Consider the following 12978-nt stretch of genomic DNA (forward strand, 5'->3'; position numbering starts at 1 on the left):
TTAAATTACCTTTTGATAGAAATAAGGAAATTAGCATGATAAATCTTTGTGAAAAATTCAAAATTAATAAGGTGGATTTTCAGTTTTACGTACTTTAGTAGCATAATTTCTAAATTAGAATTCAATCTTGATCCCTGAACAATTAAATCTTCCAAAAAACGTCTGCTTATTGCTTCTGATTTTATTTTATTTTACAGCTTCATGTATAGATTATAAAAATGAACTTAAAGTTGAAAACATAAAAAAAGGAGAAGCATTGTTTACTTCGGTTGGATGCGCAGTTTGTCATTCTTTATCAGGAAAAAGCAAGCTTTATGGACCGTCTTTAAATTTTGATTTGGAGACAACAATTACAGTTGTTAGAGGTAGTAAAGAACATACTTTAGAAGTAAATAGAGACTATATAAAACGTTCTATTATTAATCCCGATTATGAAAAACAAATACCATTTAAGAGCAATAAAATGCCAATACCAACACTTACTAATTCTGAAATTGATTGTTTAGTCGATTACCTGATAGCTATAAATTCAAAATAACACAATATTGTTTATTCAAAAAAACATATCATATTCTCAAATGAATCAACTAGCTAAAGAGATAATATTACCTAAAATATTTATTATTTGTTTGGGGTTAAGTGCTTCAGCCTTTTTAATTAATTGTAAATCTAAAGAAGAAAAAAACAACACTAAAGAAATACATCAGAAATCAGAAACCCAAATTGATTCAAAGACAGATTCTTTAAAATTATTCACACCAATCGCTATTGGAAGTTCATTTCAGGAACCTCCACAAGTTTCTCATCTTGCTGCTCATGATATAGATAAAGATGGTTTACTAGAAGTTGTTGTTTGTGATATTAAAAACAATTTAGTGTCACTTATTGAACAAGATCCAAAAGGTTTATTTAACGAAAAGATTATTGCAGATAACATTAAAGCGCCTGCCCATACTCAAGTTTTTGATTTTGATAATGATGGAGATAATGATATAATTGTTGCCGTACTAGGTATGCTGTTTCCTAATAATGATAGAATTGGCTCTGTAGTGGTTTTAGAAAATGATGGGGAAAGTAATTTTAAAAAACGAATTGTTGCTGAAAACATTGCTCGTGTAGCCGATGTAAGAGCTGGAGATTTGGATGGTGACGGTGATATAGATTTAGCTGCAGCACAATTTGGATATGATGATGGAGAAACCTGCTGGATTGAAAACTTAGGCGGGTGGAAATTTAAAAACCATAACCTACAAAGCATTTCCGGACCAATAAATGTGGAATTGATTGATATAGATTTTGATAACGATTTAGATATTATTTCTCTAGTTACCCAAGAATGGGAAAAAATATATTGTTTTATAAATGATGGAAAAGGTAACTTTAAATCGAAACAATTATGGGGCTCTAGTAATGATGATTTTGGTTCTAGCGGTATTTCAATTTCAGATGTGAATAGAGATGGTAAACCAGATATTCTATACACTAATGGAGACGCTTTTGATTATTTGCCACCTTTACCTAGATCATGGCACGGGATTCAATGGTTAGAAAATTTAGGAGATTTAAACTTTAAATATCATCGTATATGTAGTTTTCCGGGTGCTTTTAGTGCTAGAGCAATAGATATAGATTTTGATAATGATACAGATATTTTTGCAGTAAGCGGGTTTAATTATTGGGAGAAATCGAACGTTGAAAGCCTTGTTTTATTAGAAAACACAGATAATAACACATTTAAAAAGCACACTTTAGCCAAATCGCCTACACATTTAATAACTTTAGAACTCGGCGATTTTAATAATGATGGTAAAATAGATTTGGTTACAGGAGGCATGTATGTCTATCCGCCTTTTAACGATTTAAAACGTGTTACACTTTGGATAAACACTAGTAAATAAACGTTTCTACTCAAAAAAACACTAGTTATTGAAAAACATAAGTAACATTAACAACTTGTGTTAATCTAAAATAACCAAAAGGATTGTGTTCTGGATTTGTAGCATTGATACAGTTTCCTTTTAATGACGCTGGTATTGTTCCAAAAGGGTTTTCGGCATTTTCATACTGATCTATAAGTAAATCTATATAATTGAAATATTGCTTAGAAATTCCGTAGAATTTAATGAATGCTATATCTCCAGATTCAAATTCTTCTTGACCAATGTCTTCATCCTCTTCTTTTTCAAAAAAGACTTTCATTCTGTTACCATCTGTAAATTCATCAGGAATAGCCAGCAATTCTGGTAGAATATCTCCATCTTCTTCAAATCGAAATAAATAAAAATTTTCTTCATTTGGTGGATCATTAAAATAAATATCAACTTCCAGGGCTTCATCATTAAAACCACCTATTCTGGCTTGACTTAATTCATCAATATCTACAACAGGAGTTAAGGTTTCTTCTGCAAAATATGTTTGCCCGTCGTAATTAATTTCTAAAGTATAAGATTGATTTAAAATAGGTTCAAAACTAGATGTTGAATAAATTCCATTGCCATTATCATTAAATACATACTCAAAATTTGTAGAATTATTAGTAATTTTTACTGAGGCACCAACCACATCTGTATTAGATAAATTTTCAAAATACGGAGTAGACATACTTAGTTTAATAGTCTGCTCGTTACCTTGAGTACCTTTTTCCCAATCTATTGAAGCTTCAATTACCAATCTAGGTGCTGCCTCAGGCACATCAACATCAACCACATCGGTGCAAGATGTAAAAACAACTAAAAATGCAAACAAGTAAGTTATATCTAAAATGTTTCATGTCTTAAAATTTAAAATTATATGAAACCGAGGGTACCATGCCAAAAATAGCGGTTCTGGTTGCTTCGTTTGCTCCTGTTTCTCTGTTTTGCCCAAATGAAATAGACGCTGCATTTCTTCGATTGTAAATATTATAGATTCCGAAAACCCATTCGCCTTTCCAACGCTTTTCTGGTTTTCTGTTAGGAATATATGTTGCCGAAATATCAATACGATGATAATCTGTTAATCGACTAGAGTTTCTATCTGAAAAATTTGCAATATTTAAATCCTCATAGGTATACTGACCATCTGGGTATGTAACTGGTCTCCCAGTTTGGTAAATTGCATTAGCACCAAAAGTCCATTTGTCATTGAGTTTATAAGCTCCCGTTAGTGATACATCATGAGTTCTGTCTTGAGCTGCATAATACCAATTGCCGTTATTAATTCCTGGTCCGCTTGCCACACCACCAGGAGTGCGTTGTTCTGCCTTAGAAATGGTGTATGCCAACCAACCTGTAAAATCTCCTTTAGTTTTTCGTAATAAAAATTCTAATCCGTAGGCTCTTAATTCTCCATTTAAAATTTCAGTTTCGATGGTATTTTGACCTATTAAATCAGAGCCATCTACATAATCAATTCTATTCGCTACTGTTTTATAGTAGGCTTCCACTTCTAAAGAGTATACTTTATTTTTGAAATTTCTAAAATAACCTAAGGCATATTGATCAGACAATTGTGGTTTTATAAATTTTCCACTTGGCGTCCAAACATCTAATGGTGTTACCGATAACGTATTTGACAATAAATGAATGTATTGTGCCGTATGACTGTAGCCAGCTTTAATTGAAGAATTACCATTTAACTGATAAGCTAAGGCTAAACGTGGTTCTAAATTACCATAAGTTTTAATGGTCTCATCTTTTTCATAATTTGTTTCTCCAATGGCATTACCCTCCTCGTAAATTCCCAAAGCTTCATTATAAACAATTGGTAAACCGTTTTCGTAATCCGTAAGTGCTTGGCCCCCTCTTCTCATAAAATAGCTATACCTCAAACCAATTGTAGCTGTTAATTTATCAGAAACCTTGTATTCTGCACTAGCATACAACCCGTTTTCAAAAGCACGTTTTTGATCTAATAGTAACGGATTTATTGAAGAATTTTCAGAAGTTGGGTTTATTTCTCCAGGATTAAATTGATAATAAATAGCATTTAAACCAAAATCTAATTGTAGTTTATTACTTTGATAATAAGTCAAATCGTATTTGATGTTATAATTTGTGATTTCTGAAATCCAATCGAAGTCAAAAGACTTAAAATCTAGGATATAATCGTAATCACTATAGATAAAAGATAAGTTTGAAAATACACGATCATTGAAAATATGGTTCCATCTTAAATTTCCTGATGCATTTCCGTAGCCACTATTAAAATTTGCACCAAAATTGAATTCATCCCTACCAAAATATCCCGATAAATACAATTTGTTATTTTTATCGATATTATAATTAGTTTTTAAATTTAAATCATAGAAATAAGCACTATTTTCTCCTCCAGTTGCCTGTAAAAACAAGTGTGCATATGAACCACGACCAGCTACTAAGAATGAGCCTTTATCTTTGAACATTGGCCCTTCAGCTGAAAGCCTGCTTGATATAATACCAATACCCCCATTCAATTCAAAATTCTTGCTATTACCATCTTTTTGTCTTACATCTAAAACAGAAGATACTCTACCACCAAAACGTGCAGGAATACCTCCTTTATATAATTTAACATCTTTGATAGCATCGGCATTAAATACAGAGAAAAAGCCAAATAAATGTGACGTGTTATAAATAATGGCTTCATCCAAAAGTACTAAGTTTTGATCTGCAGCCCCACCTCTTACGTTAAAGCCTGCCGAGCCTTCTGCACCACTTGTAACACCTGGTAATAGCTGAATGGATTTTATAATATCAGTCTCTCCTAATACTACAGGCATATTCTTGATAGTCTCTAATTTTAATTTAGAAACACTCATTTGCGGACTTCTGATATTAACGCGTTCAGATTCTTCAGCGACTACAATAACTTCATCCAACTCTGTGGAAGCAGCACTTATTTCAAAATTAATTTGTTGATTATCTGATAAATCAATTTGTTGAGAAGTCGTGGCATATCCAATGTAAGACACTACTAATTTATATTTGCCTTCTGTGGCCGTTATGGAATAGAAACCATATTCATTTGTAATTGCTCCAATAGTTGTACCTTCTAAAAACACCGAAGCGCCAAAAACAGTTTCGCCATTAGCAACATCAGTTACAGTACCACTTATTGTAAACTTATCTTGTGCTGAAACACCTATTGAAAATAAAAGGAATACATAAAAATACGCCAGTTTTGGGTTAATCATAGCAACTAGTTATAGTTTGCTAAATTACACAATTTGAATTATTTTGTTTAAAAAAAACGTTAAAATATTAAACAACATATACATTCATACAATAAATATTTAATAATCAATAACTTATTGTTATTTATCATTACCCTATCATAGATTTATAACTTCAAAAAGCACCCTTCCTTTGAAGAAATTTGGTCGTTATTTCAAACCAATCATTTTTTTATTCGGGTTTTTAGAATCTTTTTTAATCAAATTTAAAACTGACTCATTCCTAGAGCTATAAATTGAAGTATTCCAACCAAATCCAAAAAATGGATTAACTTTTTTAGAAATAGTATTTGTGATTTGTGATTTCATGATTATTTCATTTTGATTGATACTATTATAGACACATCAGAAAACAAAAGGTTGCATGAAATACATGTTATAAATAAAAAAGCAACCTTAAAAGATTGCTTTTTTTATAAATTTCAAATATTTTTTAAATATGTAACGGCCTATCATCAGTAGCTGCCAAAGCCGCTTCTTTAATAGCCTCTGTAAATGTTGGGTGTGCATGAGACATACGAGATACATCTTCTGCACTTGCTCTGTATTCCATGGCAACAACTGCCTCTGCAATCATATCTGCAGCACGAGCACCAATCATGTGTACGCCTAAAATTTCATCAGTAGTTTTATCAGCAAGAATTTTCACAAAACCATCTAAATCCATACTTGCTCTACTTCTACCTAAAGCACGCATTGGGAATGATCCAGTTTTATAAGCTATTCCAGCTTCTTTTAATTCTTCTTCGGTTTTACCAACTGCCGCAACTTCTGGCCATGTGTAAACTACTCCAGGAATTAAATTATAATCTATATGTGGTTTTTGACCTGCAATAGTTTCGGCAACAAAAACACCTTCTTCTTCAGCTTTATGTGCTAACATTGCGCCTTTTACAACATCTCCAATAGCATATATATTTGAAGTACTTGTTTGTAAATGTTCGTTTACTTCAACACGACCTCTATCATCTAGTTTTACACCAGCAGCGTCGGTATTTAAGCCGTCTGTATAAGGTTTACGACCAACAGACACCAGACAATAATCGCCTTTAAACTCTACTTCTTCTCCTTTCTTATTATCTGCTTTTACAATAACTTCATCACCTTTTCGCTCTACAGATTTCACTTTGTGAGATACTTGCATTTTGAATTTAGCCTTCTTAAATACTTTATTTAATTCTTTAGACAAACCAGCATCCATAGTAGGGATAATGCGATCCATGTACTCAACAACTGTTACTTCTGCACCAAGACGTCTGTAAACTTGTCCTAATTCTAAACCTATAACACCACCACCAATAACAATCATATGCTTTGGAATTTCTTTAAGCTTTAATGCTTCTGTTGATGTTATAATACGTTCTTTATCAAGTTCTATAAATGGCAAATTAGAAGGTTTACTACCTGTAGCAATAATTGTGTTTTTAGCTTCAATTTCAGTTGTTTCTTCTCCTGTAATAGTAATATGAGTTGCATCCTTAAAGCTTCCTAAGCCTTGATATACATCAATCTTATTCTTCTTCATTAAAAAATCAATACCACCAGTAGTTTGGTCAACAACTGCTTGCTTGCGCGCAATCATCTTTTCCAAATTCACTTTAATATCGCCAGGAATTTCAATACCATGCTCTTCAAAATGTTTAACAGCATCTTCGTAATGATGAGAAGAATCTAAAAGCGCCTTACTTGGAATACAGCCTACATTAAGACAAGTGCCTCCAAGGGTTGCATATTTTTCAACAATTGCAGTTTTCATACCTAATTGTGCACAACGTATTGCTGTTACATATCCTCCAGGTCCTGAACCGATAACGGCTACATCATATGATTTCATAGTATTTTCTTAATTTTTGAATAAAAAATATGCTTCGCATACAATTAAAGTACCAAAGCAAAAACGAATATCAAAAATACAAATTTTGATGCAAGGTCATTAACAGTTTTAGAGTTTTTTAGCAACTTATTTTTTTGCTGGTCTATGTCATTCAAAACCCAATCTAATTCAGCATCTTTTTTAAGGTTTCTGTCTTCAATTGTAGGCGAAATTTGAACATCTGGCTTGATGCCGTAACCATCAGGGACTTGTTTATAAGGGGCTTCAACCTGCATTAAACCAATCCGTACAACTAATTTAGATTCTGGTAATTGGTACAATTTATAAAGTCCTGCAACACAGCCATTATAGGCTCCTCCAGTTTCTTCGCCTACAAAAGTAGCACGTTTTGTGGCTTTTAAATGTGTGGAAATTATTGAGGATGCTGAAAACGAATTTCCGTTAATCAACACATACATTTTACCTTTATAATTTAACGGATTTGGCTTTTCGGGTTTAGCTTGACTAAATTTATAATACAACTTACCATCCTTCTTTTTTGTTCTTAGCAAATTCTGAACGATGACAATAGGCGATAAAACGCCAGCTAGTACTTTTACGCCTGTTGGTGTTGTATTGCTCATAACCGATTTTAAAACGGGAAGCCTACTATTTACTTCGCTTTCAGTAATAAATTGAAATTCTTTATCAGTAAAGTAGGAATATAATTTTTCAATTTCGGCAATTCGTCCACCTCCATTATCTCTTAAATCTAAAATAAAATGTTTGGTGTTGGCAGAATCTATTTTAGCAAAACTTTCCTCATAAAATTTTTTGTATTTCCCGTTTGAAAATCCTCTAATTTTCATGTAAGCCACAGCACTATCTTTTCCTATAAAATCAAGATTTCTTGTATATTCTTTACTTCTAGGAATAAAACCATGTTTTTTTCTATACTTCCTTTTTTTCTTGGCTACTATTTTATTTGCTTTCTTTTTCGGATTTGGTTAGCTTCTTAGGTTTTACTTTTAAAGTATCCTGTTTTTTTAATGCGGAAGTATCTACTGCTTTCTTTTTATCTTCTTTTGAAACTCTTCTAAATATTTTAGAAAACACAGAATCTTTTGATTTAAAAGTTACTCTTAAACTGTCTAAAAACCCTTTGTCTCTAAAATAAAACTGTTTAAAACCTATACCTACAAATCTGTTATGAAGTGTGGTATTAAATCCATCGGAAGCAAAACGTGTTTTGTAAGTATTCACTAATTTTGATACTGATTCTTCATCTAAACTTAGCACCTCGCTGCCTACTAAAACAGAATCTTTTCCAAATGAGCGTTTTACCCATAATTTATCATCTAAATATTCAAAATCTAAATCATAAAATTCGAATTTTTTCTTTTTAAGTGCTTTTAATTCTTTCCGTTCAAAACGCTTACCCATAGGTTTTATAGAAACATGTCCTTGCCTCACATTAGTAAGAACAGGTGCTAATTTTTTATAAAAATCACGAGATTTTAATGGTGTAGTTATGGTTTGTTTTAAACTATCAAATTTAAATTCTAAAACATCTTTTGGAGTGTATTGGTATAATTTAGGGTGGTGCTTTTTTAACTGACTGTAGGCTTTATCAACATCACTATGGAGCGCTTCAACGGCATGTAATTTAGTTATTTGAGTATTATGCCTTTGCACGCTAACACATGAGTTTAACAAAAATATAACTAATACTGCAGACAATAGTTTTTTCATAAATAGCTAAAAAATTCAATGCTAAAATAACTGTATTTACTTTACTTAAAAACCGATTAGAATTTATTTAACGTTTTATACCATATATAAAGTAGAAACCATAAAATTATGTAGTTTTGTGGTTATGCAAAAAACAGTTAACATACAGAACAAAAAAGCACGTTTTCAATATGAAATATTGGATAAATATACGGCTGGAATTGTGCTAACTGGTACCGAAATAAAATCCATAAGAAGCAGCAAAGCATCTATTGCCGAAAGTTTTTGCGAGTTTAGTGAAAATGGAGAACTTTTTGTTATAAACATGACCATTCAAGAATATGCGTTTGGCAACTATTACAACCACAAACCCAAAGCGGTTAGAAAACTGTTACTCAATAAAAAAGAACTTAAAAAACTGAATAAAGAAGTTCAAAATTCAGGCTTAACTATTATTCCTTTGCGTTTATTTATCAATGAAAAAGGATTTGCCAAACTAGATATTGCGCTTGCTAAAGGGAAAAAACTCTTCGATAAACGCGAAACTATTAAGGATAGAGACAACAAGCGTAATCTGGATAGAATAAAGAAAATCTATAAATAATTTATGATGATTTTAACCGTTTTAAGATTTCAAAATGATTAATTTTCCATAAAATTTTTTAAAATGAAAAGGATTCTTCTCATAATTTTAATAAGTGTTATTTCACTTTCTGTAAACGCTCAAAAAAATCAGACAAAAAGAATACTTCCGAAAAAAAGGAATTTGTGGTTGACAGTACGCAAGTATTAACTTTAGATAAAACGATAAAAGCGCTTTATAAAGTTATTTCTGCTGAAAAAGAAGAAGAACGCAATTGGAAGCAATTTAAATATTTATTCTATCCCGGTGCAAAAATGATTGCCTCTGGGATGAATCCTGATGATGAATACAAAGCAAAATATTTAACACCAAATGATTATATTAAAAACTCAGGTAAGTGGTTGAAATTAAATGGCTTTATTGAAAAAGAAATTCATAGAAAAGTAAATACTTTTGGAAATATAGCTCATGTTTTTAGCACCTATAAATGTTTTCATAGTAAAGATGATGAAAAACCTTTTATGAGAGGTATTAATAGCATTCAGTTACTAAATGATGGCGAACGTTGGTGGATTATCAATATTTTTTGGTCTCAAGAAACTGAGGAAAACCCAATACCAAAAGCATACTTACCAAGAACATAAATCATGGCAAAATTTTTCACAGAACTAACTCCAGAGTTACAAACGTTTATTGAAAATCAAAAGATATTTTTGTAGCTACTGCTGTAGATGAAGGACGCATAAATTTATCACCAAAAGGCTTAGCAGATACATTTAGAATTATAGACAAGAATAAAATATTGTGGTTAAACCTAACGGGAAGTGGCAATGAAACGGCGGCGCATTTATTAATAAATGACCGTATGACCATTATGTTCTGCTCTTTTGATGGCAAACCTTTAATCTTAAGATTGTATGGTAATGCCAAAATTTATCATGAAAGAGATGCTGAATTTAAACAGCAAATAGAGTTATTTCCTAAAATTCCTGGTACACGTCAAATTGTTGAAATGACTATTGATTCTATCCAAACCTCATGTGGTTACGCAGTACCCTTTATGGATTTTAAAGAAGAACGTCAACAACTTAATTCTTGGGCAGAAAAACAGGGCAAGGAGCGTATTGAAAAGTATTGGAAAGATAAAAATACTAAGAGTATTGATGGTTTGGAAACTGAGATATTTGAAAATTAAATGTCTAATACAGAAAACTACTGGGCTAAACGCTACTCAGAAGCGAATACAGGTTGGGATATTGGTTTCCCTTCAACTCCACTAAAAGATTATATCGATCAATTAGAAAACAAAGACTTAAAAATTCTAATTCCGGGAGCTGGCAATTCCTATGAAGCAGAATACTTATTTAACAAACATTTTAAAATGTTTTTGTTTTAGACATAGCAAAAGAACCTTTAACAGCCTTTAAAAACAGAGTTCCTAATTTTCCTTCGAAACATATTATTCAAGGTGATTTCTTTAAACATCAAAATAAATATGACCTCATTTTAGAACAAACATTTTTTTGTTCTTTTCCTCCATTACCAGAAACTCGAAAAGCATATGCTTTAAAAATACATGATTTATTAAACGAAAAAGGAAAGTTAGTAGGTTTATGGTTTGATATTCCATTAACTGTCGATATGGAAAAACGCCCTTTTGGTGGCTCTAAAGAAGAATACCTAAGTTACTTTGAATCACTTTTTACTATTAAAATTTTTGAAAATTGCAATAATTCTATTGCTCCTAGGATGGGGAATGAATTGTTTGGGGTTTTTGAAAAAAAAACAATAATTTAAACTCCTTCATATTATTATCTATCTTTCAACAAAAACTCCTAATTCTTATCCTCCAAAAGCGGCACAAAACGAAATTCCCCAAACTCATGCTGTTCAAACTCTTTTGGGCCTTTTCTAACAAAAAGCGTCATTACTTGAACATCATCGCCCACGGGAATTACAAGTCTTCCTCCATCTTCTTTTAGTTGACTCAATAAAGGTTTAGGCACAAAAGGAGCACCTGCAGTTACAATAATACTATCAAAAGGTGCTTCATCAGGCAAGCCTTTATAACCATCTCCAAAAATCAACTTTTTAGCTCTGTAACCCAACTTTGGCAGAAATTTACTCGTTTTTTTGAAAAGTTCTTGTTGGCGTTCAATACTATACACCGAAACCCCTAATTCGCATAAAACTGCTGTTTGATAACCACTCCCTGTACCTATTTCTAGAACTTTATGCCCCCGTGATAATTCTAGCAATTCACTTTGAAAGGCCACAGTATAAGGTTGAGAAATAGTTTGATCTGCAGCAATGGGGAACGCTTTATCTTGATAGGCATGGTCTAAAAAACCAGAATCCATAAACAAATGTCTAGGTATTTTACCTATGGCTTTTAAAACCTTTTCATCTTGTATGCCTTTGTCTTTTAAAACGTTAACTAATTGTTGACGCAATCCTTGATGTTTAAATGTATCTTTCAATTTTGGCAAGTTAATTGTGCTAAAATTAATCAAAGATTTTTAAGCAGAAAACAATTTTCGCAGAATTTAATTTTAGTATCTTTAATGAAGATATTTACATATAGCAAAAGCCGAAATTTTGGCTTTTTTTATGCTAATTATAGTATTTTTGTTTAAAACATAAAAATTATGCTAAAAGCTGGTGTTCTTGGTGCTGGTCATCTTGGAAAAATTCATTTAAGACTTCTAAAACAATCTGAAAAATACGATTTGGTTGGCTTTTATGATGCAGATACTTCAAACGCTAAAAAAGTTGCAGAAGAGTTTGGATATCATTTATTTGATTCCATTAATGACTTAATTGATGCTGTAGATGTTGTGGATATTGTAACACCTACTCTTTCTCATCATGAATGTGCAATAAACGCTATCACAAAGGGAAAACATATTTTTATTGAAAAGCCTATTACAAATACTGTTGCCGAAGCGGAAGAAATTAGAGCTTTGGTTGCTTTACACAAAGTAAAAGGACAAGTAGGACATGTTGAGCGTTTTAATCCTGCTTTTATAGCGGTTAAGGATGATATTAAATCTCCAATGTTTATTGAAACACACCGTTTGGCTGAATTTAACCCAAGAGGTACTGATGTGCCTGTGGTTTTAGATTTAATGATTCATGATATTGATATTATTTTGAGTATCGTAAAATCTGAAGTGAAACATATTTCAGCAAGTGGAGTTGCCGTAATTAGTGATACGCCAGATATTGCAAATGCACGTATTGAATTCAAAAACGGTTGTGTTGCCAACTTAACAGCAAGTAGAATTTCATTGAAGAAAATGCGTAAAGGCCGATTTTTCCAGAAAGACGCTTATATCTCAGTAGATTTCTTAACCAAAAAATGTGAAGTTGTAAAAATGAAAGATGCACCAGAAAATCCTGGTGATTTTGATATGATTTTACAAAATGCCGAAGGTGTTAAAAAGCAAATCTATTTTGATAACCCTGACATTCCAGATGTAAATTCTATTTTAATGGAATTAGAAACCTTTGCTGATGCCATAAATAATGACACAACTCCAGTAGTTACTTTACATGATGGTACTGAAGCATTACGTGTTGCGAATATGATTATCAATCAGTTCTAAATGCCTTCCTTATCTAATTTAACTTGAGGCGTTATAGGGTTACCCAAAAGAT

At 31.9% G+C, this 12978-nt stretch carries 15 protein-coding genes; 8 read left to right on the forward strand and 7 right to left on the reverse strand.

Translation table 11 applies throughout. The annotated features are described in order from the left end of the window. The first annotated feature begins 169 nt into the window (after nt 1–169). Complete coding sequence (locus tag AC0L5U_RS06070; RefSeq protein WP_473415251.1) at nt 170–538, forward strand: c-type cytochrome; 369 nt, start codon at nt 170–172, stop codon at nt 536–538. 40 nt (nt 539–578) lie between these two features. Further along, on the forward strand, nt 579–1898 hold the full coding sequence (locus AC0L5U_RS06075; protein ID WP_473415252.1) for an FG-GAP repeat domain-containing protein: 1320 nt from the start codon (nt 579–581) through the stop codon (nt 1896–1898). Nucleotides 1899–1923: 25 nt separating this feature from the next. Here the strand turns inward: AC0L5U_RS06075 and AC0L5U_RS06080 are convergent, their stop codons facing one another. From AC0L5U_RS06080 to AC0L5U_RS06105, 6 genes are all read right to left on the reverse strand, one after another. After that, nucleotides 1924–2745, reverse strand: coding sequence for a DUF4249 domain-containing protein (locus tag AC0L5U_RS06080; RefSeq protein WP_473415254.1), 822 nt, complete (start codon nt 2743–2745; stop codon nt 1924–1926). Nucleotides 2746–2773: 28 nt separating this feature from the next. Further along, on the reverse strand, nt 2774–5152 hold the full coding sequence (locus tag AC0L5U_RS06085; protein WP_473415256.1) for a TonB-dependent receptor: 2379 nt from the start codon (nt 5150–5152) through the stop codon (nt 2774–2776). A gap of 189 nt (nt 5153–5341) precedes the next feature. Next, nucleotides 5342–5500, reverse strand: a complete 159-nt coding sequence (locus AC0L5U_RS06090) for a hypothetical protein (RefSeq protein ID WP_473415258.1) — start codon at nt 5498–5500, stop codon at nt 5342–5344. Between the two features lie 124 nt (nt 5501–5624). Beyond that, complete coding sequence (lpdA, locus tag AC0L5U_RS06095) at nt 5625–7025, reverse strand: dihydrolipoyl dehydrogenase (RefSeq protein WP_473415260.1); 1401 nt, start codon at nt 7023–7025, stop codon at nt 5625–5627. A 44-nt stretch (nt 7026–7069) separates the two neighbouring features. Beyond that, nucleotides 7070–7873, reverse strand: a complete 804-nt coding sequence (locus tag AC0L5U_RS06100; RefSeq protein WP_473415262.1) for a S41 family peptidase — start codon at nt 7871–7873, stop codon at nt 7070–7072. A gap of 112 nt (nt 7874–7985) precedes the next feature. Continuing rightward, nucleotides 7986–8699, reverse strand: coding sequence for a hypothetical protein (locus AC0L5U_RS06105; RefSeq protein ID WP_473415263.1), 714 nt, complete (start codon nt 8697–8699; stop codon nt 7986–7988). A 181-nt stretch (nt 8700–8880) separates the two neighbouring features. Here AC0L5U_RS06105 and smpB point away from each other — a divergent pair, with 181 nt between their 5' ends. The 5 genes from smpB (at nt 8881) to AC0L5U_RS06130 (ending at nt 11115) form a co-directional block, all read left to right on the forward strand. Next, nucleotides 8881–9339, forward strand: a complete 459-nt coding sequence (gene smpB / locus AC0L5U_RS06110) for an SsrA-binding protein SmpB (RefSeq protein ID WP_473415265.1) — start codon at nt 8881–8883, stop codon at nt 9337–9339. 164 nt (nt 9340–9503) lie between these two features. Continuing rightward, nucleotides 9504–9962, forward strand: coding sequence for a hypothetical protein (locus AC0L5U_RS06115; RefSeq protein ID WP_473415266.1), 459 nt, complete (start codon nt 9504–9506; stop codon nt 9960–9962). Between the two features lie 98 nt (nt 9963–10060). After that, entirely contained in the window at nt 10061–10513 is a 453-nt protein-coding gene (locus AC0L5U_RS06120) for a pyridoxamine 5'-phosphate oxidase family protein (protein ID WP_473416181.1), read from the forward strand. Then, entirely contained in the window at nt 10514–10714 is a 201-nt protein-coding gene (locus AC0L5U_RS06125) for a hypothetical protein (RefSeq protein ID WP_473415270.1), read from the forward strand. It begins immediately after the preceding gene. Between the two features lie 65 nt (nt 10715–10779). After that, entirely contained in the window at nt 10780–11115 is a 336-nt protein-coding gene (locus tag AC0L5U_RS06130; RefSeq protein WP_473416182.1) for a class I SAM-dependent methyltransferase, read from the forward strand. A 38-nt stretch (nt 11116–11153) separates the two neighbouring features. Here the strand turns inward: AC0L5U_RS06130 and AC0L5U_RS06135 are convergent, their stop codons facing one another. Further along, nucleotides 11154–11798, reverse strand: a complete 645-nt coding sequence (locus tag AC0L5U_RS06135) for a protein-L-isoaspartate(D-aspartate) O-methyltransferase (protein WP_473415272.1) — start codon at nt 11796–11798, stop codon at nt 11154–11156. Nucleotides 11799–11966: 168 nt separating this feature from the next. On the opposite strand from AC0L5U_RS06135, the gene AC0L5U_RS06140 reads away from it, so the two are divergent. Next, nucleotides 11967–12926 carry a Gfo/Idh/MocA family protein gene (locus AC0L5U_RS06140; protein ID WP_473415274.1) on the forward strand — a complete coding sequence of 320 codons (960 nt, stop codon included), beginning with the start codon at nt 11967–11969 and terminating at the stop codon, nt 12924–12926. The last annotated feature ends 52 nt before the right edge of the window (nt 12927–12978 follow it).

The organism is Jejuia sp. G7-7 (assembly GCF_055808955.1).